This window comes from Curtobacterium sp. MCLR17_031, from assembly GCF_003234775.2.
In the GTDB taxonomy this organism is placed as follows: Bacteria; Actinomycetota; Actinomycetes; order Actinomycetales; family Microbacteriaceae; genus Curtobacterium; species Curtobacterium flaccumfaciens.
This window is the reverse complement of sequence record NZ_CP126270.1, coordinates 1551418-1571812: the sequence shown is the minus strand read 5'-3', so window position 1 is coordinate 1571812 and position 20395 is coordinate 1551418. Positions and strand designations below refer to the sequence as shown.

Annotated in this window: 15 protein-coding genes; 4 read left to right on the top strand and 11 right to left on the bottom strand. The window is 69.3% G+C overall.

Features of this window, described 5'->3' with window-relative positions:
* The first annotated feature begins 8 nt into the window (after nt 1–8).
* Nucleotides 9–881, top strand: coding sequence for a DUF6270 domain-containing protein (locus DEI96_RS07510; protein WP_146246898.1), 873 nt, complete (start codon nt 9–11; stop codon nt 879–881).
* Here DEI96_RS07510 and DEI96_RS07505 read toward each other — a convergent pair.
* Entirely contained in the window at nt 871–2610 is a 1740-nt protein-coding gene (locus tag DEI96_RS07505; protein ID WP_111023119.1) for a glycosyltransferase family 2 protein, read from the bottom strand. The genes DEI96_RS07510 and DEI96_RS07505 overlap by 11 nt on opposite strands.
* Nucleotides 2607–4223, bottom strand: coding sequence for a glycosyltransferase family 2 protein (locus DEI96_RS07500; RefSeq protein WP_284183648.1), 1617 nt, complete (start codon nt 4221–4223; stop codon nt 2607–2609). The genes DEI96_RS07505 and DEI96_RS07500 overlap by 4 nt, the downstream gene beginning before the upstream one ends.
* Nucleotides 4224–4286: 63 nt before the next feature.
* Between DEI96_RS07500 and DEI96_RS07495 the strand changes: the two genes are divergently transcribed.
* Nucleotides 4287–7016 (top strand): bifunctional glycosyltransferase/CDP-glycerol:glycerophosphate glycerophosphotransferase, encoded by a 2730-nt coding sequence (locus tag DEI96_RS07495; protein WP_111023117.1) that lies wholly within the window; start codon nt 4287–4289, stop codon nt 7014–7016.
* On the opposite strand, the gene DEI96_RS07490 is transcribed toward DEI96_RS07495, so the two are convergent.
* Genes DEI96_RS07490 through DEI96_RS07480 form a run of 3 tightly spaced genes read right to left on the bottom strand, consistent with a single transcriptional unit; the run spans nt 6950 to nt 9227 of the window.
* A complete protein-coding gene (locus DEI96_RS07490) occupies nt 6950–7648 on the bottom strand; it encodes an acyltransferase (RefSeq protein WP_258372791.1) in 699 nt (232 codons plus the stop codon). The genes DEI96_RS07495 and DEI96_RS07490 overlap by 67 nt on opposite strands.
* A 32-nt stretch (nt 7649–7680) precedes the next feature.
* The gene (locus DEI96_RS07485; protein WP_258372790.1) at nt 7681–8409 is read right to left on the bottom strand and encodes an ABC transporter ATP-binding protein; all 729 of its coding nucleotides are present in this window, start codon (nt 8407–8409) and stop codon (nt 7681–7683) included.
* Entirely contained in the window at nt 8406–9227 is an 822-nt protein-coding gene (locus DEI96_RS07480) for an ABC transporter permease (protein WP_111023116.1), read from the bottom strand. The genes DEI96_RS07485 and DEI96_RS07480 overlap by 4 nt, the downstream gene beginning before the upstream one ends.
* A 168-nt stretch (nt 9228–9395) precedes the next feature.
* Here DEI96_RS07480 and DEI96_RS07475 point away from each other — a divergent pair, with 168 nt between their 5' ends.
* Both DEI96_RS07475 and DEI96_RS07470 read left to right on the top strand, forming a co-directional pair.
* Nucleotides 9396–10766, top strand: coding sequence for a glycosyltransferase family 4 protein (locus DEI96_RS07475; RefSeq protein ID WP_111023115.1), 1371 nt, complete (start codon nt 9396–9398; stop codon nt 10764–10766).
* Nucleotides 10763–12217, top strand: a complete 1455-nt coding sequence (locus DEI96_RS07470) for a glycosyltransferase family 2 protein (RefSeq protein WP_111023114.1) — start codon at nt 10763–10765, stop codon at nt 12215–12217. The genes DEI96_RS07475 and DEI96_RS07470 overlap by 4 nt, the downstream gene beginning before the upstream one ends.
* 59 nt (nt 12218–12276) lie before the next feature.
* Here DEI96_RS07470 and DEI96_RS07465 read toward each other — a convergent pair whose 3' ends face one another.
* The 6 genes from DEI96_RS07465 to DEI96_RS07440 form a co-directional block, all read right to left on the bottom strand.
* Nucleotides 12277–13080 (bottom strand): hypothetical protein, encoded by an 804-nt coding sequence (locus tag DEI96_RS07465; protein ID WP_111023113.1) that lies wholly within the window; start codon nt 13078–13080, stop codon nt 12277–12279.
* Nucleotides 13077–13427: a DUF2200 domain-containing protein gene (locus tag DEI96_RS07460; protein WP_111023112.1), complete on the bottom strand. Its 351-nt coding sequence runs from the start codon at nt 13425–13427 to the stop codon at nt 13077–13079. Before DEI96_RS07460 ends, DEI96_RS07465 begins: the two co-directional genes overlap by 4 nt.
* An 11-nt stretch (nt 13428–13438) precedes the next feature.
* Nucleotides 13439–16918, bottom strand: a complete 3480-nt coding sequence (gene dnaE, locus DEI96_RS07455) for a DNA polymerase III subunit alpha (RefSeq protein WP_435870137.1) — start codon at nt 16916–16918, stop codon at nt 13439–13441.
* 1007 nt (nt 16919–17925) lie between these two features.
* Nucleotides 17926–18855 (bottom strand): RluA family pseudouridine synthase, encoded by a 930-nt coding sequence (locus DEI96_RS07450; RefSeq protein WP_110864623.1) that lies wholly within the window; start codon nt 18853–18855, stop codon nt 17926–17928.
* Entirely contained in the window at nt 18852–19538 is a 687-nt protein-coding gene (gene lspA, locus DEI96_RS07445) for a signal peptidase II (protein ID WP_228513405.1), read from the bottom strand. Before lspA ends, DEI96_RS07450 begins: the two co-directional genes overlap by 4 nt.
* Nucleotides 19539–19540: 2 nt before the next feature.
* Nucleotides 19541–20221, bottom strand: coding sequence for a DivIVA domain-containing protein (locus tag DEI96_RS07440; RefSeq protein WP_071405424.1), 681 nt, complete (start codon nt 20219–20221; stop codon nt 19541–19543).
* Between the last annotated feature and the right edge of the window lie 174 nt (nt 20222–20395).

Here is a 20395-nt window from a genome sequence, read left to right as displayed (position 1 = left end):
GCTGGCTCATGCTCGATCGAACGGAGAACTCGGTGTCACGGATCAAGGTGGCCATCATCGGCTCGTGCGTCACGCGAGAAGCGTTCATCACACGGAACAACCCGCACTACAAGGACGTCTACGACCTCGGTCCGCTCGCGTGGCAGACCGGTCTCGTGAGCTTCCTGTCGGCACCCGTCGCTCCGGAGATCGCGCAACAGATCCAGCCGGGTGACAAGGTCAACGAGCACGGGGCGCGCACGATGGCGCGCGACATCGCCAAGTCGGACCGCGCAGAACTCGAGTCGTTCGCGCCCGACTACCTGCTGTTCGACCTCTACTCCGACGTCCGGTACGGGCTCGCGCGGATCGGCGACGCGACCATCACGAACAACCCGAACAGCTTCCGGAAGACGGACTTCTTCGCGGCGGGTGAGGGGTTCACGACCCTGCACATGGCGAACGCGAGCGCCGAGTACGTGCCGCTCCTCGAGCAGGCCGTCGACGAGCTCGTGGCATGGCAGAGACAGGCGCTCCCGGAGACGACGCTGGTGTTGAACTGCTTCCGGTACAGCTCGTACTACCGGACGAGCACCGGCGACCTGGAGTTCGTGAAGTACCGCGGAGACCAGAAACGGGACGACCTGTACAAGCGGCTGCTGCGGGAGAACGACCGGTACGACTCGCTCTACCGTTCGATCGCCGCCCGCCACGACCTCCGTACCATCGACAACCGCGACCGTTCGTACCACTCCGACGGCGCGCACCCCTACGGCATCTCGCCCTGGCACTTCGGCCGACCGTTCTTCCAGGACTTCATGGCAGACCTCGACCGCATGGTCATCGGCGATGCCCTGACCGCCGGGCACCCGGCCGACGAACTCGCCGGCCTCAGTTCCTGAGCCTGGCGCGCGCTGCGCGCAGGAGCCGTCGGGCGAAGTGCCCGCTCGGCACCCGACGGTCGACGAGGAACCGCCAGCCGTCCGCACGGTCGGCGAGGGGCTGCAGTTGCACGCCGCTCGGAACGGGCGGGAGCGGCATCCTCGCGGTCACGACCGGGAAGTCGAGCCGGAGACCACGGAACGAGATCCGGACCACGGCACGGTGTCTGCCGGTGGCGATGTCGCCGTTCTCCAGGCGCAGCGACCAGCGGGACGAGCGGTGATCGACCCGGAGGACGGCCTGGGTACCCGCTGCCCCGGCTCCGGTCACAGTGGCGTTTTCGGTCGGGGTTGCGGTCAGGACCATGTCGAGGGACACACCGTCAGGCACCGGCCCGGCCACTGATCCGCTCAGGGTCAGGCCGCCGGCGTCCGGGTGCGCCTCGTCGACGACGAGCGGTGCGAGGTGCCGCGCCATCGAGACCAGCTGCACTGCGAGCGGATCCTGCCCGTGGACGGCGCCCGCCATCGCACGCAGGAGTTCGGAGCTCCCTTGGACCCCTGCCGTCAGCGGGCCCAGGTCCGTGACGGCGGATCCGAGCACCGACACGTCGGTGTGCTCCGCGCGGTTCGCCAGCAGGACCAACGGCCCGTCGTTGACGAGGGATCCGCGATCGAGTGCGAAGACGGCTGCCCCTCCGAGCACACCGACCGAGTTGATCACGTCCACCCAGGCGCGGAGCAGCACCGGCGGCACGTCGCGGTCGTCGCGCGCGTCGTGCAGCGCAGACGCGAGGCGCACGGCGATCTCCCCCGCTCCGTTGGCCACCGCGAACCAGAGCGCTCGTCGCTCGGCACGGAGCGCCTGACGATCTTCGGTCGGCACGACCGCGAGCAGATCGTGCACCGCCCTGATGACCCGGTGCAGGTCGTGCGCATCCGGCTGGCCGCGGAGGAACCGTTCGAGGTGGACGTACCCGTCGGCGTCGAGGACGACCTCGGCGTGCGCGCGGCGGACCTCCGGTGCGGCATCGGCGAGGAGTGATGCCACCTCGATCTCCTGATCGAAGTAGCTCAGCACGCCGTCGATGCCCGACGCCCTCGCGGTCATGGACGAGGCTCCCGGACGCTCGCGGTACAGGTAGACGACCTCCGGCACCACCGCGACACGGTCCGCAGCGAGGAACGCGCGGACCATCGGCACGATGTCGTTGGAGCGCGGGGCGTTCGGGAACCGGACGCCCGACGCGCGCAGGAAGTCGGTGCGGAAGACCCGGTTCCAGCATGCGCGGTTCGCCAAGAGCCTCGGCATGGCCTGGAGGTCCGTCACCGACTCGGTCAGGACGTCGTACCAACTCGACATGGGCTCCCAGGTCGACCCGGAGCTGAACTTGAGGTGCCGTCCGAGCGCGATCACGGCGTCGCTGCGCTCGGCTGCGTCGATGAGCGCCCGGTACGCCCCGTCAGGTATCAGGTCATCACCGTCGGCGAACACCACGTACTCGCCCTGCGCGAGGTCGATCCCCTGGTTGCGGGCGGTGCCTCCCCCAGCTGCTCGGGATCGGTACAGTCGCACACGGGGGTCGCGGGACGCGATCCGCTCCACGATCGCGACCGTCTCGTCGGTGGACCGGTCGTCGATGACGATCACCTCGAGGTCGACATCCTGCCGCAGGACACAGTCGAGCTGCTCCTCGATCCACGGCGCGACGTCGTGCACCGGCATGACGACGGAGAGCTGTGCACTCAAGGCCGACTCCTCGTCCTGAGCACGGCGGCGACGCGGCGCAGTGCCGACTGTGCGACGGCCACCTCGACACGGTGGATCCGCCTGTCGCGCAGCGTGAACTCGACGCTCCACCGGTCACCGGGCCGAGGCCTCGCCGACGAGACGACCGTGTCCGATGACAGCACGCCCCGGTGCACTGCCGTCCGGGTTCCGTCGCGCTCGAGCACGACGTTCCCCGGTGCCGGGTGCTCGAGACCCGTCATGCTGATCCGGAGACCACCACGGTGTCGGTCGGCGGTCGCACGGACGCGACGGTTGCGTCGGAGGAACACGACATCGTCCACTGCTCCGTCCCGCAACGCGGACAGCACGACCTGTTCGTGCTCGTCCAGCCCACGGCCGACGAACTCGTCCCAGAACGCCGCGACGAGCTCTGGACGGACAGGGAGCGGATCGCCGCGCTGTGCGGCATCGACGACCGGCCGGAACAGGCGTTCGCGCCACAGGTCTGCGCCGCGCTCCGTGTCGGGACCGAGCGCCCGCTCGCACTCGGCGGCGAGTCCGCGCCACCGCATGACGACGTCCTCTGCCGGGCGGTCGAACGTCTCGACGAGCTCGGCCGCGAGTCCCGGCTCCTTCGCCCGGAGCAGGGCGTAGGCGGTGCCGGGGTACGCGCTGAGGTCGTCGAACTCCGTCTCGTCGACCCAGGTTTCGATCCACCGCACGAAGTCGGCGAGCAGGCGGGCGCCGACCGGGTCGAGCACGCCGATCCCGCGGACCCTCGTCCACGCCTCTCGGCGGATCAGCCGCCGTCCGAAAGCCTCCGTCGCCCCGTCCGCCCCGTGTGCCGCGTACGTCTCGACTGCTGCACGGGTCTGTTCGAGCCAGTCGTCCAGGTCGTCGCCCCGGCCGATGCCCGACGTCACCGACCCGTCGTGTCGCCGGTGGCGGTACACCACCTCGGGCAGCACGTCGACCCTCGCTCCCACCGCGAGTCGCGCCCACCAGGAAACGTCCTCGCAGGTGGTGCCGGTCGGGAACTCGACGCCGGACTCGAGCAACCACGTGCGGTTGAAGACCTTGTTCCAGGGTGTGTGGTCGAAGGCCAGCTGCGGCGTGTCCGAGAGTCGGAGGCCGGTCCCCCCGGTCGTCCAGAGTGCGTCGTCCGTCGTCCAGTAGGTCGACTCGCGCCCGTCCCCGGTGAACTGCTCAGCCCTCCCGCTGACGATCTCCGGACCGGACTCGGTGAACACGGCGAGGAGCCGTTCGTAAGCAGCGGGCGGCACGAGGTCGTCGGCGTCCGCGAACGCGACGAAGTCGCCGGTCGCGACGCCCAGCCCGGTGTTCCTGGCGTTGCCGGCTCCGCCACGTTCCCCGATCTCGAGCACGACGATGCGCGGGTCTTCGGTGGAGAGCGACCGGACGGACTCCGTCACCCCGGAGCTGAGCCCGTCGAGCACGAGGATGATCTCGAGCCGACGGTGGGTCTGCGACCGGAGCGCCTCCAGCGCGACGTCGAACCACGGGCCGACGCTGCCGACCGGCACGACGACCGACAGCAGAGGAAGGGGTCCGCCCACAGCACTTCTCCTGGAGTTCATCACGTTCGGGTTGCGCAGTGCGCGACGAGCCAACCTCGACTTCAGCCCTAAACTATCGCAGCACGTGCATCACGACGACAGGGAGCCGATCGACCGATGGACTCAGCGATCCGGACCACACCACTCATCTCCGTCGTCGTGGCGGCGCTCGACGTGGAACGGTACCTCCCGACGCTCCTGCGGTCGTTCGAACGGCAGACGTTCGACCACGACCGTGTGCAGTTCGTGTTCGTCGATGACGGGTCGACCGACTCGACGGGGTCGCTCCTCGACGACTGGGCCAGGTCCGCTGGAGCCGACGTGACCGTGATCCACCAGGACAACGCCTGGATCGCCGACGCACGGAACACCGGATTGACCCGTGCCACCGGGCAGTGGGTCACCTTCGTCGACGCCGACGACGAGCTGGAGGAACGGTACTTCGAAGAGGTCGCGAAGTTCATCGAGTTGCACGCGTCGGACGATGTCGCGCTCCTCGCGGCCCATCAGCTCCTCCTGGACGACGACGGCGGCGTGACGGACGGGCACCCGTCCCGCAAGCGCTTCGAGAAGGGATCGCGCATCGTCGACATGCGGTTGGACCCCATCGTGCAGACCGGCGTGAACGCGGCGTTCATGCGTCGTGACCTCGTCGAGGCGGCGGGTCTCCGGTTCGACGGTCTTGTCCGACCCACGTTCGAGGACGCCCACTTCGTCGCGCGCTACCTGCTCCGCAACGGACTGCACCGGATCGGTCTGATGGCCTCGGCCAAGTACCGCTACCGTCAGCGCGGCGATGGCAGCTCCACCATGCAGACCAGCCACGAGGACCGACGGAAGTACACCGACGTGCTCCGTCACGGTCACCTCGGGCTCCTCGACGAGGCGTCGGCGACCGGACGCATCGATCGTTGGGTGGCGAACACCGTCCTCTACGACCTCGTCGGGTACTTCCGGCGCGAGCGTGCGATCCGGTCGCCCTCGGCCCTCGCCCCCGCTGATGCGTTCGACGAGTTCCACGAGCTGGCGGCTGCGGTCCTGCAGCGGGTCGGTCCGGAAGCGGTGCGCTCCTTCGACCTGCTGCCCGTGGAGTTCGCGGTGCGGCGGGCGATGCTCGTCGGGTACCGGGACGAACCGGACCGCCCGAACACCGTCAACCTCGCTCAGGTCGATGAGGCCCACCAACTCGTGCAGCTCCAGTACTGGTTCACCGGCGAGATCCCGGCGGAACAGATCGCTGTCGACGGACACGAGGTCGTACCCGAGTTCGAGACCGTCCAGGACTTCGTCTTCTACGGTCGGCCGCTGGTTCGCCGGCGCGTGATCTGGATCCCCCGCGGCCACGTCACCGAGATGCACGTGGACGGACAGCAGGTCGTCTTCGCCCGGGGTGAAGTGCCGAACCACTACGCAACCCTGACCCGCCGCCAGCTCGAACCGCAGATCCTGGCGCAGCGCCGACGCGTGGTCGATCCCAACGAGGTGGAGCTGACCAACAAGCAGCACGTCTGGCGAGCGGTGCGCGAGCGTGCGATCAAGACCCGGAACTCCCTGCAGAAGACCGCACTCCGGAACGCCCTGGCACCGACGCTGGCCCGCACGCGACGCGCACGCGAACGGTTCCAGGGCGCGTGGGTGTTCATCGATCGGGACACGGACGCGAACGACAACGCGGAACACGCCTACCGGTACGTTCGACGGCACCGTCCGGACATCAACGCCTACTTCGTGCTCAACCGCGATTCCAAGGACTGGGACCGCCTGCAGCGCGACGGGTTCCGGATGATCGCATTCCGGTCGCTCGAGTGGGTGCAACTGATGCTCCACGCCGAGCACGTCGCGTCGTCGCACATCGCGGACTTCGTCACCAAGCCCCTGCCCGCGTCGAAGTTCGGGCAGCCGCGGTTCCACTTCACCTTCCTGCAGCACGGCGTGATCAACTACGACCTGTCGCGGTGGCTCAACTCGAAGCGACCCGACCTGTTCGTGGTCTCGACCCCGCAGGAGCGGGACGCGATCGCGGGCCACGGGCAGTGGATCTTCTCCCAGCACGAGGTCGTCCTGACCGGGCTGCCCCGCTTCGACGCGCTCCTCGAGAAGAGCCGGGCGAAGCAGGAAACCGAGCGCGACCTCATCCTCGTCATGCCCACCTGGCGTCACTACCTCGTCGGGGCGCAGGTCGCAGGATCCGGAGCGTGGGAGCGTGACGACCGGTTCATGGAGAGCCGTTTCGCCAAGGAGTACACGGCGCTCATGTCGTCGCCGGAGCTCCGCGCACTCGCGAAGCGGACCGGGAAGCGCCTCGCGCTCATGCCGCACCCGCTCCTCCGTCCGTACCTGACCGACTTCCACCTGCCCGACGACGTGGAGATCCTCGACTTCGCCGTCGACGGTGTGCAGGACGTCCTCGCGCGGAGTGCCGCGTTCGTGACCGACTTCTCGTCGCTGGCCTTCGACGCCGCCTTCATCGACGTCCCGGTGGTGTACTTCCACTTCGACCTCCGCGAGTTCTTCGGCGGCTCGCACAGTGGTCGTCGCGGGTACTTCGACTACGACGAAGCCGGGTTCGGCGAGGTCACCGGGTCCGTCCGGGAAGTGGAAGGCGCTGTCGAACGGATCGCAGAGGCCGGGTTCCGCCCGTCGGAAACGTTCCGGGAACGGGCGCGACGGACCTTCGTCACGCGGGACGGGCGCAATTCGGAACGCGTCATCCAGATGATGGAGTGGTTGACGGGCGCGCCACGACCAGCCGAGCCCGAGCCCGAGCTGCCCGCCGAGGATCAGTCGTCGGCTTCGGTGAGCTCCCAGAACGGCGAACGCTCGACCGTCGACGCGTCCGGCTTGTAGAAGGGCTCCTTCAGCGAGAGGTGCGGCCGCTCCCAGGCGACGTCGCGCCGCACGACCCGTGCCGGCGTCCCGACGGCGATGCAGTTGTTGGGGACCCGGCCCGTCACGATCGACCCGGTCCCGATCACGGAGCCGCGCCCGACGGTGGTACCGCCGAGGACCGTGACGCCGAGTGCGAGCCAGACGTGGTCACCGATGTCGATCGACCTCGACACGTTGACCCGCGCTCCGGTGCGGACGTCGAAGATCGGGTGCGCGTCGTCCGCCCGGATCTGGACGTGCGAAGCGATCATCACGTCGTCGCCGATCCGCACGGTCGTCCCCTCCGTCGCCGAGATCACGCAGTTGGCGGTGGTGGATGCGTTGGCGCCGACGAGCACGGACGAGTCCTGCCCGATCCTGATGTTCGCGACGAACGCCGGCGCACCGTGGTTCTCCGCGATGTCGAGCAGACCGTTGTCGCAGTCCATGCTCACCACGATCCGCCCGAGACGCGCACGTTGGTGGACCCGCACGACGTTGTTCGACCCGCGGAACGTGATCTTGACGTTCCCCCGTTTCGGGCCGACGTACTCGATACGGTTCCCGCGGTCGTCCGAGTAGGCCGACAGCTCCTCAACATCCGTTTGCACGGTTCCAGCCTAGGTGTAGCGCAGGAGCACGCTCAGACGGTCGCCTCGTACGCCGACACGACCTTCTTGGTCGGGCCGATCATCTTCAGCTCGCCCTCGTTGAGCCAGGCGACCTGGTCGCACATGTCCTTGACGGTCCCCATGGAGTGCGAGACGAGGATGACCGTGCGGCCCTCCTCCTTCATCTCCTTGAACTTCGTCTGGCAGCGCTTGCGGAACGTCGCGTCGCCGACGGCCAGCACTTCGTCCACGACCAGGATGTCCGGCGTGACCGCAACGGCGACGGAGAACCCGAGTCGCACGTACATGCCGGACGAGTAGTTCTTCACCGGCTGATCGATGAAGTTGCCCACACCGGAGAACGACACGATGTCGTCGAACTTCCGCGCCACTTCCTTGCGGCTCATCCCGAGGATCGAGCCGTTCAGGAACACGTTCTCGCGACCGGAGAGCTCCGGGTGGAACCCAGAGCCGACCTCGAGCAGCGACGCCTGCTTGCCACGCGCGGTGATCGAGCCCTCTTCGGGCCAGAGGATCTTGGCGAGGCACTTCAACAGCGTCGACTTGCCGGACCCGTTCTTGCCGATGAGGCCGAAGGTCGATCCATGCGGGACCTCGAACGACACGTCCTTCAGCGCCCAGAAGTCCTCGTGCACGGACTTCTTCCCGCGCATGACCATGCTCTTCAGCGAGTCGTTGCGCTCGTGGTACATGCGGAAGCGCTTGGAGACGTGTTCGACGGAGACGGCGGAGTCGTTCACAGGAGTTCAGCCAGCTTCTTCTCGTTGCGGGAGAACACGACGTAGCCGATCGCGAGCGAGGCGCACCCGGCGATGGCACACGCGACCAGGTCGGTCCAGTTCGGGAGGCGGTTGTCGTACATGAGGTTCCGGAAGACCTCGGAGAACCGCTCGATCGGGTTCAGCTTGTACACGTGGATGATCCACGGGTGCCCGGCCTTGTCCGCCGCGTCCTCGACCAGCGACAGCGGGTAGATGATCGGCGACAGGTACATCCACATCTGCAGTGCGATGCCGACCAGGTGCTGCATGTCGCGGAAGTGCACGTTGATGATCGACAGGATCAGCCCGAGGCCGGCGGAGAACATGGCGAGGAACACCATCGTCAGGGCGATCAGCGGCAGGTAGAGCCAGAAGTTCGACCCGGCGATCGCGAGCGCGACGAGCAGCACCCCCATCTCCACCAGCCACGTGAACCCGAAGGACCCGACGGCCGCGAGCGGCAGCGTCATCCGCGGGAAGTACACCTTCTTGATCAGCGAGCCGTTGGCGACGATCGACGTCATGCCGGAGTTGATGACGTTGCGCGCGAAGATCCACGGCAGCAGCCCGCACATGAGCCAGAGCGGGTAGATGTTGAGCCCGCTGGGGTCGCCGACCTCGAGTCGCGCCCGGAAGATGAACGAGTACACGATCGTGTAGATCAGCATCGTCGCGAGCGGGTTGATCAGGGACCACAGTTGCCCGAAGACCGTGCGGCGGTACTTGCCCTTGACCTCGCGGGCGGTGAGGTTCGCCAGGAGTTCCCGCGACGACATGAGCTCGTTCAGGTACGTCATGCTTCGGGTGCAGGCTCCTCCGGGGCGCAACGCAGCGCTCCTCACAGGGATTCGGGGACGAGACATTCTCGCACAAAGGTTGCACTTGCCAAGTTCGACTCGGTGACGCATGTCCGCTGCGGGTGCCGCGGAGACGAACACCTGGTGAAACCTGAGTAGGGTTGGTGGGTGATCGTCAGCTTCGCCAACCACTCCACCGCGCCGGTGAACCTCGGCGGGGCGGAACGGTCACTCATCCGCTTCGTGGAGGACTGGCAGGCGCAGGACCCGGCCATGACGCCGACCTTCATCACCAAGGCCCCGCGCGGCAAGTTCATCGATGCCCTCGACGAGCGTGGCTGGTCGTACGACGCGCTGCGGTTCCGCGGCTGGGCCCTGCCGAGTCCACAGCCCGCACCGGCTGCCGAACGCGCCGCCTTCGCGACCGTCGACTACGCCGCCGTCAACGCGATCATCCGGAAGTACGAGCGGGAGCGCCCGGACCTCGTCGTCACCAACACACTCGTCGCCCCGTGGGCGTCGTTCGCCGCCGCGGTCCTCGGGATCCCGCAGGCGTGGTTCGTCCGTGAGTACGGCGACCTCGACCACGGTCTGCAGTTCCAGACGGGCCGTGCGGGCGTCCTCGGCGACATCGGCCTGCTGTCCGGGGCCGTCGTCACCAACTCCGAGGCGATGCGCGACCACCTCGCCCAGTACATCCCCGCCGACAAGCTCTCCGTCGCCTACCCGACGGTCGACACGAGCCGACTCCTGGCGACGAAGGACGACACGCCTGCCGTCGCCCCTTTCCCGCAGGCAGAACCCGGCCTCCGGATCACGGTCCTCGGCCGCGTCGAGGAGTCCAAGGGGCAACACCGCGTCGTCGACGCGCTCGGCGCGCTGCGCCGACGAGGCGTGACCGCGAGCGTCTGTTTCGTCGGGAGCTGGAAGCACCCGGGTGAGGACCAGCGGCTCACCGACCGCGCCCGCGCGCTCGGTGTCGCCTCGCACGTCGTCTTCGCCGGCGAGCAGCACACGCCCGCGCCCTTCATCCACGCGGCCGACGTCTGCGTCACACCGTCCACCATCGAGGCCTTCGGTCGCACCACCGCCGAGTACATGGCGCTCGGCAGGGCCGTCGTCGCCACGCGCCAGGGCGGCAGCGCGGAACTCGTGGAGCCCGGTGTGACCGGCGCGTTGGTCGATGCCGACGACACGAACGCCCTCGCTGACGCCCTCGCGGCGTACGCGGCCGACCCGGACACGGCCAGGAGGCACGGTGCGGCTGCACCGGAACGCCTCGCCACCGTCACGGGTGCGGGCCACGACAACGCGGCGGCCATCGCACGGTTGGTCGCGCTGGTCGGCACCGAGGGCTACCGGCTCCCCCAGGCGGCGCGCTACTGGTTCGAGCTGCCCGGCGCGTACGCCTCGCTCGGTGCGACGAGCGCCAGAGCCGCCGTCGGACTCCTCGCGAGCCGCGTGCGATCCCGCTCGGGGGCCGTCGGCCGACTCCTCGCCCGGCCAGGCGTCGTCGTCCGGAAGCTGGCTCGGCGATGACGCGCGACCGTCGTCCGGTCACGATCGTCGTCCCGATCTACGACGACCTCCCCGGTCTCGAGCGCTGCATCGAGGCACTGCTCGAGACGGTGGACTTCTCCGTCGACCGCGTGCTCCTGGCGAACGACGTGGGCCCCCGCGTCGACGCGATCGAGGCCCGTGTGCTCGAGCTCGTCGGTGACCACGAGGGGTTCGAGTACACCCGCAACAGCCGCAACCTCGGCTTCGTCGGCAACTGCAACCGAGCGGTCCTCGACCTCGACCGCACGGGCAACGACGTCCTGCTCCTCAACAGCGACACCGTCCCGATGCCGGGGTTCCTGGACGAGATGACCGCGGTCCTGGCCTCGGACGACTCGATCGGCGTCGTGTGCGCGAGGAGCGACAACGCCACGATCGCGTCCTTCCCCTACGCGCGGCGGAACCCGCGGGCGAGCCTCGCACCGCGCCGCACCCGCGAGCTGCACGGCCGGACGAAGTACCTGCTCCCGCGGCACACGGTCTCCCCCGTGGCGATGGGCTTCTGCTTCCTCATCCGGCGCGAGATGGTCGACCGCTTCGGGTTGTTCGACGACGTCTTCTCCCCCGGCTACGGCGAGGAGAACGACTTCTGCCTGCGGATCAACGAGCACGGCTTCACCTCGGTGTTGGCGAACCGCGCGTTGGTCCTGCACACGGGCTCGACGAGCTTCAGCGGGGATCGCGGTCCCTCGCTCCGACTCGAGCACGAGCGGATCCTGCTCGAGCGCTACCCGTTCTACGGCGGCGCGATCGCGCTCTTCCTCGCCCGGTACCGTGACGCCGTCGACGTGTTCGCCGATGCGTTCCTGCCTGACGACGACGTCGTCCGCGTGGCGCTGCACCTCCCGGCCGACCTGACGGACGAGGTCATCGCCCGGACCCGCAGCACCCTCGCTGCAGCGCCGGATGACGTCGTCGTCACGATCATCGTCGCGAAGTCGCAGATCCGGGACGCCCGTGAGGCGTTCCCGGGCGCTGCGATCGCCGTCGGCGGTCGGCCACGGCAGATCTTCGACGTCGCGGTCGCGCTCGGTGCCCTGACCACGTTCGCGCAGCTCTCCGCGCTCAACGCCAACGCTCCCCGCTGGATCCTCGTCGACCCCGTGTCGCAGGACGTCCGGTGGTCACACGCGGTCGCGAACCACCGTGCGTCGGCGATCGACCGCATCCTGCGCCGCTTCGAGAACCAGAGCACGAGCTGGCGTGACGGGGACGACCTCGTCCGGCTCGTCCGCACAGCCGCCGCGAACGAGATCGACCCGGCGTCCCTGCGTGCTCGCTGGCACGCGGTTTCGGACATCGCCGAAGCGACCGGCCTCCTGGTGCACCGCGCGACGGTGTCGGTCCGACGCCTCGCCGCGCTCACGTTCGGTGCGCGCAACCCGCGCATCGTCGCCCGCCTCCGCGCGATCGCCGGCCGCGGCGCCTGAGCGACGACCGACGAGCGGACGGGAGGCCCGTGGCGGCGCCGCCACGGGCCTCCCGTCCGTCACGCGAGTGCGTCGACGACCGCGCGGTGTCGCGCGATGCTGGCCACGTCGAACGCACCGAGCAGGTGCAGCGTGGCGATCCGGAACACGAGGGCGCGCAGGAGCAGCTGCCGCCACTGGTGTTCGCCCTCGCCGAGATCGTCGAGGCGGTCGACGGACACGCCGTGCCAGCAGACCGCGTCGACCGCGGCGATCGCGGCTCCCGTACCGGCCGGACGCCAGTAGGGAGGCCAATCGATGATCCCGGGCGCGAGTCCCTCCGCGAACAGGACGTTGCCGAGCAGGTCCCCGTGGACCAACTGCGCCGGCGCGTGGACGGGACGGAGCGCCGCGGCCAGGCGATCGAGGGTCGGGTCGGTCGGCAGTGGTGCCTCGCCCCAGGCCATGCGGTCGGCGCGACGCCACGGGTCGTCGGTCTCGGGGTCGGCCGTCCGGAGGAACGCGGGGCACCCGACGCCGGCAACTGCGCGGTGGAAGGCCCGACCCGCTCGGATGACGTCGTCGACACGGGTCTCGTCAGCTGTCCCGGCGACGAACTCCCACGCCTCCCACTCCCCGCACCGCCAGGCACCGGCGCGAGTGGGCACCGGTCTCGGAGTCCGGAACGCCGACGTGTGGCCCAGGTCCGCCAGCAGCGCAGCGCGCCAGTCGGTCACGAGCGCACCGTCGTGGGGCCGGAGGACGATGCCGCCCACCCGCCAGGAGCGGCCGCGGCCGCCCACGAGGGGCACCGGTGCGGCTGCTCCCGCACCGAACGCGGCGAGCACTCCGGGGTCCGGGAGCGCCGGCCGCGTGTCGGTCACGCGGTCCGCAGGATCTTCACCATCGGCCGGCCCTTGGCGACCTCGTCGACGAGCTTGTCGAGGTACCGGATCTGCCGCATGAGCGGGTCGTCGAGCTCCTCGATCCGCACCCCGCAGATCACCCCGGTGATGAGCGGGGCGTTCGGGTTGAGGTACGCGCCGGCGAAGAAGTCCTGGAACGTGGTCCGGTCGGCCAGGTGCTGCGCGAGCGCCCGGTCGTCGAAGCCGGTCAACCACTCGATGACGGTGTCGAGCTCCGCCTTCGTGTGGCCCTTCCGCTCCACCTTCGCCAGGTAGTGCCCGTAGGCGTCCGCGACGGGCGTCCCGAAGATCCGGTGACCGGCCATGGTCGGTGCTCCTACACCAGGCAGCGGGGTCCGAGCAGGCTCTTCAGCTCGCCGAACAGGTCAGGGGTCAGGTTCACCGGGAACGGCAGCTCGAAGGTGCGCGCGACGTCGTCCTTGAGCAGCTTCAACCGGACCTCGGTGTCACCCTGGTGGCGGCCGAGCACGGCGGCGAGCTCCGTCACCGTGGTCGTCGTGGCCTGGCGTTCCGGCAGCGACAGGGTGAGCGGGCCGGAGCCCATCGCGTCGCCGACGTTCGGCTGGAACATGCTCACCGCGTGCAGGGCCTTGCCATCGTCGCGGACGTTGACGCGGCCGCGCAGGACGACGATCGAGTCGGGCACCAGGGACGGGCCGAACTCCTGGTACGTCTTGCCCAGGAACATCACGCCGATCTGGCCGCCGAAGTCCTCGATGTCGACGATGCCGTACGGGTTGCCGCTCGTCTTCGCCACCCGGTGCTGCACGCTCGTCAGCAGGCCGGCGACGGTGACCGTCTCGCCCTCGATCGAGTCGTCGGCGGTGAGCAGGTCGGCGATGGTGATCGACTGGTGCTTCGCGAGCTCGATCTCGAGCCCCGCGAGCGGGTGGTCGGACACGTAGAGCCCGAGCATGTCCCGCTCGAACGCGAGCTTGTCGCGCTTGGACCACTCCGGACGGTCCGGCACCTGGGACACCGCGGCGCTCGGGGCGTCCTCGGCTGCCTCGGCGAAGAGCGAGTCGAAGTCGAACCCGACGTTGCCGTGGGCCTCGTCGCGCTTGACCTTCACCGCGCCCTCGACCGCGCCCTCGTGGATCTCCACCAGGGCTCGGCGGGTGTCGCCGAACTCGTCGAAGGCACCGGCCTTGATGAGCGACTCGACCGTGCGCTTGTTCGCCGACGAGATCGGGATCTTGCGCAGGAAGTCGTGGAACGACTCGAACGCGCCCTTCTCGGTCCGCGCCGTGACGATGTCGTCGACGACGTTGAACCCGACGTTGCGGATGGCGCCCATGCCGAAGCGGATGTCGTCGCCGACTGCGGCGAAGAAGCCGATCGACTCGTTGACGTCCGGCGGCATCACCTTGATGCCCATCCGGCGGCACTCGTTCAGGTAGAGGGCGAGCTTGTCGCGGGCGTCGCCGACGCTCGTCAGCAGCGCCGCCATGTACTCGGCCGGGTAGTGCGCCTTGAGGTACGCGGTCCAGAAGGACACCACACCGTAGGCCGCCGAGTGCGCCTTGTTGAACGCGTAGTCGGAGAAGGGCAGCAGGATGTCCCACAGCGTCTTGATCGCCGCGTCGGAGTACCCGTTGTCCTTCATGCCCTGCTGGAAGCCCGCGTACTGCTTGTCGAGCTCGGACTTCTTCTTCTTGCCCATCGCGCGGCGGAGGATGTCCGCCTGGCCGAGGGAGAACCCGGCGACCTTCTGCGCGATGGCCATGACCTGCTCCTGGTAGATGATCAGGCCGTAGGTCGTGCCGATGATGTCCTTGAGTGGCTCTTCGAGCTCCGGGTGGATCGGCGTGATCGGCTGCTCACCGTTCTTGCGGAGCGCGTAGTTCGTGTGCGAGTTCGCACCCATGGGCCCCGGACGGTACAGGGCGATGAGCGCGGAGATGTCCTCGAAGTTGTCGGGCTTCATCAGCCGCAGCAGGCCACGCATGGGCCCGCCGTCGAGCTGGAAGACGCCGAGGGTGTCACCGCGCTGCAGGAGCGCGTACGCCTCGGGGTCCTCGAGCCCCATGTTCTCGAGGTCGAGCTCGGTCCCCCGGTTCGTCTTGATGTTGTCGAGGGCGTCACTGATGATCGTGAGGTTGCGGAGCCCCAGGAAGTCCATCTTGATCAGGCCGAGCGACTCCGCTGCCGGGTAGTCGAACTGCGTGACGATCTGGCCGTCCTGCTCCCGCTTCATGATCGGGATGATGTCGATGAGCGGGTCGCTCGACATGATGACGCCGGCAGCGTGCACGCCCCACTGACGCTTCAGCCCCTCGAGCCCGAGTGCGGTGTCGAAGACGGTCTTCGCCTCGGGGTCGGTCTCGACCACGGTGCGGACATCGACGGCTTCCTTGTAGCGCGGGTGGTCCTTGTCGAAGATCCCGGTGAGCGGGATGTCCTTGCCCATCACGGGCGGCGGCATGGCCTTGGTGAGCTTCTCGCCCATGCCGAACGGGAACCCGAGGACGCGCGAGGAGTCCTTGAGCGCCTGCTTCGCCTTGATCGTGCCGTACGTGACGATCTGCGCGACGCGCTCCGACCCGTACTTCTCGGTGACGTACTTGATCGCCTCACCGCGGCGCCGGTCGTCGAAGTCGACGTCGAAGTCGGGCATCGAGACGCGGTCCGGGTTGAGGAACCGCTCGAAGATCAGGCCGTGCCGGATCGGGTCGAGGTCGGTGATGCGCATCGCGTACGCCACCATCGAGCCGGCGCCGGAGCCACGACCCGGACCGACGCGGATGCCGTTGTTCTTGGACCAGTTGATGAAGTCCGCGACCACCAGGAAGTAGCCCGGGAACCCCATCTGGTTGATGATGCCGACCTCGTAGTCGGCGCGGTCCTGCACCTCTTTCGAGATTCCGTCCGGGTACCGGTAGTCCAGCCCCTTCGCGACCTCTTTCTCGAACCAGGAGTGCTCGGTCTCGCCCTCGGGCACCGGGAACTTCGGCATGTAGTTGGCCGAGGTGTCGAACTCGACGTTGCAGCGTTCCGCGATGAGCAGCGTGTTGTCGCAGGCCTCGAGGTTGTCGCGGAAGACGTGCCGCATCTGCGCCGGGGTCTTCAGGTAGAACTCGTCCGCGTCGAACTTGAAGCGGTTCGGGTCGTTCAGCGTCGAACCGGACTGCACGCAGAGCAGTGCCGCGTGGGACTTGGCGTCGTGGGCGTGCGTGTAGTGCAGGTCGTTGGTGCCGACCAGCGGGATGTCGAGGTCCTTCGCCAGGCGGATCAGGTCGCTCATGATCCGGCGTTCGATCTCGAGGCCGTGGTCCATGACCTCGGCGAAGTAGTTCTCCTTGCCGAAGATGTCGCGGTAGTCGGCGGCGGCCTGCACCGCTTCGTCGTACTGGCCGAGACGCAGGCGCGTCTGGATCTCCCCCGAGGGGCAGCCCGTGGTGGCGATGATGCCCTCGTGGTACTCCTGCAGGAGCTCGATGTCCATGCGGGGCTTGAAGTAGTAGCCCTCGAGCGACGCCTTGGACGACAGCCGGAACAGGTTGTGCATGCCCGTCGTGTTCTCGGCGAACATCGTCATGTGCGTGTACGAGCCGGCGCCGGACACGTCGTCGCCCCCGCCGTCACCCCAGCGCACACGGGTCTTGTCCGAGCGGTGCGTGCGGGGCGTGATGTACGCCTCGGTCCCGATGATCGGTTTGACGCCACCGGCCTTGGCGGCCTTCCAGAACTCGAAGGCGCCGAACATGTTGCCGTGGTCGGTCACCGCCACGGCGGGCATCCCCTGCGCGGCGGTCTCCGCCACGAGGTCGGAGAGCCTGGCGGCACCGTCGAGCATCGAGTACTCGCTGTGCACGTGCAGGTGGACGAAGGAGTCGGAATCCGACACGGAACCTCCGGTTCGTACGGTGTGCTGCGGGGTGGGAACAGCCTAACCGCGGCCGCCCACATTCCCGCGCGCGTCGGGGCGGACTGGAGGCACGGGGCGGGGCCGCACCGCGCCTCCAGACCGGCACCGGGCCGCGACACGCGCGGGGCGCCCCGCCGAGGGGGCAGGACACGCCGCGCGCGCTCCGCCGCGGGCGCGGAATGCGTCGCCTGATGGTGCCCCTGCCGACAGTTCCTGCCCCCTCGGCGCAAGCGCCCGGGCGTGCCGGGCAGGAGGCTCGGGGCGGGGCCGCAGCGCGCTTCCAGACCGGCACCGCGTCACGACACGCGCGGGGCCCCCGCCGAGGGAGCAGGACACGCCGTGCGCATGCCGCCACGGGCACAGAAAGCGTCGCTTGGCGGCGCCGCAGCCGACAGTTCCTGACCCCTCGGCGCAAGCGCCCGGGCACCGCGGACTGGGCACGCGGGACACACCGCCGAGTGAGCAGGACACGCCGTGCGCATGCCGCCACGGGCACAGAAAGCGTCGCTTGGCGGCGCCGCAGCCGACAGTTCGTGACCCTTCGGCGCAAGCGCCCGGGCACGGCGGACGGGAGGCGCGGGGCGGGCCCGCACCGCGCCTCCAGACCGGCACCGGGTCGCGACACGCGCGGGGCGCTCCGCCGAGCGAGCAGGACACGCCGCAGGCAGGCCGCCGCGGGTGCAGAAAGCGTCGCCTGGCGGCGCCCCAGCCGACAGTTCGTGACCCCTCGGCGCGTGCGGTCGGGCGCGTCGGCCTGGAGGCGCGGGTCGGGGCCGCACCGCGCCTCCAGGCCGGCACCGGGTCGCGACGCGCGCGGGGCGCCCCGCCGAGAGGGCAGGACACGCCGCACGCGGGCCGCCGCAGGCGCAGAAAGCGTCGCCTGGCGGCCCCGCAGCCGACAGCTCACGACCACTCGGCGCAAGTGCCCGGGCGCGTCAGAGCGACGCGCTCCGGATCTGCTCCAGCGCCGCCTGCAGGTCGTCCGGGTACTGCGCCTCGAACGACACCCACTCGCCCGTGCGGGGGTGGTCGAAGCCCAGCCGGACGGCGTCGAGCCACTGGCGCGTCAGCCCGAGCTCGGCCGCCAGCACCGGGTCGGCGCCGTACATCGTGTCCCCGACGAGCGGGTGGCGTGTGGCAGCCATGTGCACCCGGATCTGGTGGGTGCGCCCGGTCTCCAGGTGCACCTCGAGCAGGGTGGCGGCACGGAAGGCCTCGAGCGTCTCGTAGTGGGTGACGCTCGGCTTGCCCTCCGACGTGACCGCGAACTTCCAGTCGCTCGACGGGTGCCGCCCGATGGGGGCGTCGATCGTGCCCGAGGTCGGGTCCGGGTGGCCCTGCGCGAGCGCGTGGTAGACCTTCTCGACCGTGCGCTCTTTGAACGCCCGCTTCAGGTGCGTGTACGCGAGCTCGGTCTTCGCCACGACCATCAGGCCCGAGGTCCCGACGTCGAGGCGGTGCACGATCCCGGCGCGTTCGGCGGCGCCGGAGGTCGCGATCGTGAAGCCGGCGGCGGCGAGGCCCCCGGGCACGGTCGGACCGTCCCACCCCGGCGAGGGGTGCGCGGCGACACCGACGGGCTTGTCCACGACGACGATGTCCTCGTCGTCGTGCACGATCGTCATGCCCGGCACGGCCGCCGGCACGATGCGCGGCGGCTCCTTCGGGGTCCACTCGACCTCGAGCCACGAGTCGGCGTGCAGCCGGTCCGACTTGTCGACGGGGACACCGTCGACGCGGACGCCACCGGCTGCGACGACGTCGGCCGCGAACGACCGGCTGAAGCCGAGGAGCTTGGCGATGGCAGCGTCGACGCGCTCACCGGCGAGCCCGTCGGGCACGGGAAGAGAACGCGATTCGCTCACGTGGCGTCGTGGCCCAGCGTGTCGCGACGGTCGCGGTCGTCCGGCCTGGAGGCGCGGGTCGGCTCGTCGAGAGCGGCATCGGTCGACGAGAACGCGGCCCCACCGTCGAGCGGCTCCGCCGCGTCGACCGGCTGCGCCGCGTCGAGCTGCGCCTGGCGCTTGGCCGAGAGCGTGCGGGTGCCGTCGAGGTTCACCCCGAGGATCACCAGCAGCACGAAGACCACCATGCTGATGCAGATGAAGGAGTCGGCGACGTTGTAGATCGCCGGCATCATCCACGGCGTCGAGATGAAGTCGACGACGTGGCCACGACCGAAGCCGGGCTCACGGAAGAGCCGGTCGAGCAGGTTGCCCAGCGCGCCGCCGAGCAGCATGCCGAGCACGATGGCCCACCACATCGACCTGATGCGACGCGAGTACACGATGATCGCGACGACGACCGCGGCCGAGATGACCGAGAACACCCAGGTCATGTTCACCGCGAACGAGAACGCGGCCCCCGGGTTCCGGACGTACAGGAACTGCAACGCCCCGCCGAGGACCGGGACGGGGGTGCCGTAGGGCAGGTTCGCGACGACCAGCGTCTTGGCGACCTGGTCGAACGCCACCACCACGACAGCGGCGAAGGCCAGTGCCGCGATCGCGCGGACACTGACCTTCGCTCGTGATGCTGGTCGCGACAACGTCAGTTGCCGAAGCCCTGCGCCGAAGCCGGCGCCGGGGTGAGACCGGACTGCTCGCCCGAGGTGTCGAGCTCGGAGAGCTGACCCTGGATGTAGCTCTTGAGCTGCGCACGGTAGTCGCGCTCGAAGGTCCGGAGCTCGTCGATCTTGCCCTCGAGCTGGCGCTGCTCCTGCTCGAGCACCGCGACACGCTGACGGTTCGTGTTCTCGGTGTCGGCGATGATCTGGCGCTGCTTCGCCTCGGCCTCGGAGACCAGGCGAGCCGCCTGGGCCGTGCCCTCGGCGATGAGCGCGTCGCGCTTCTCGATGCCCTCGCGGACGTGCTCCTCGTGGAGACGACGCGCCAGGGTCAGGAGGTTCGTGGTGCCCTCGGTGTCCTCGTCGGCGGGGACCGTCGTGGCCGGAGCCGCCGCGGCGACCGGAGCGGGCTCCGGTGCTGCCTCGACCGGGGCCGGGGTGGGCTCCGGCTCGGCTGCGGGAGCGGGCTGCTCGGCCTGCGCCGGCTGCGGGGCCGACTCGGCCGCCTGCAGGCGCTGGCGGAGCTCGTCGTTCTCCGCGGTCAGGCGACGGAGCTCGACCACGACCTCGTCGAGGAAGTCGTCGACCTCGTCCTGGTCGTAGCCCTCGCGGAACTTCGTCGGCTGGAACCGCTTGTTGACTACGTCTTCCGGCGTCAAAGCCATTGCCGTCACCTCAATAGAACTGCTGAACGTGTGGAACCGCGTGCGGTGCGACCGAATCTACCAGTCGTACCGTGCGGTGCGGATGCGCCACCGGAGCGGGCATCGATCCCGACCACCGTACACCGACGATGGGGCGGAACCGTGACCTGCGCCGGGCGTGGCGCGTGTCGCGGA

Coding starts and splice junctions, on each gene's coding strand:
- DEI96_RS07510 (WP_146246898.1), top strand. CDS start 9: ATGCTCGATCGAACGGAGAACTCGGTGTCACGGATCAAGGTGGCCATC.
- DEI96_RS07495 (WP_111023117.1), top strand. CDS start 4,287: ATGGACTCAGCGATCCGGACCACACCACTCATCTCCGTCGTCGTGGCG.
- DEI96_RS07480 (WP_111023116.1), bottom strand. CDS start 9,227: ATGACGTACCTGAACGAGCTCATGTCGTCGCGGGAACTCCTGGCGAAC.
- DEI96_RS07470 (WP_111023114.1), top strand. CDS start 10,763: ATGACGCGCGACCGTCGTCCGGTCACGATCGTCGTCCCGATCTACGAC.
- DEI96_RS07460 (WP_111023112.1), bottom strand. CDS start 13,427: ATGGCCGGTCACCGGATCTTCGGGACGCCCGTCGCGGACGCCTACGGG.
- dnaE (WP_435870137.1), bottom strand. CDS start 16,918: ATGCTCGACGGTGCCGCCAGGCTCTCCGACCTCGTGGCGGAGACCGCC.
- DEI96_RS07440 (WP_071405424.1), bottom strand. CDS start 20,221: ATGGCTTTGACGCCGGAAGACGTAGTCAACAAGCGGTTCCAGCCGACG.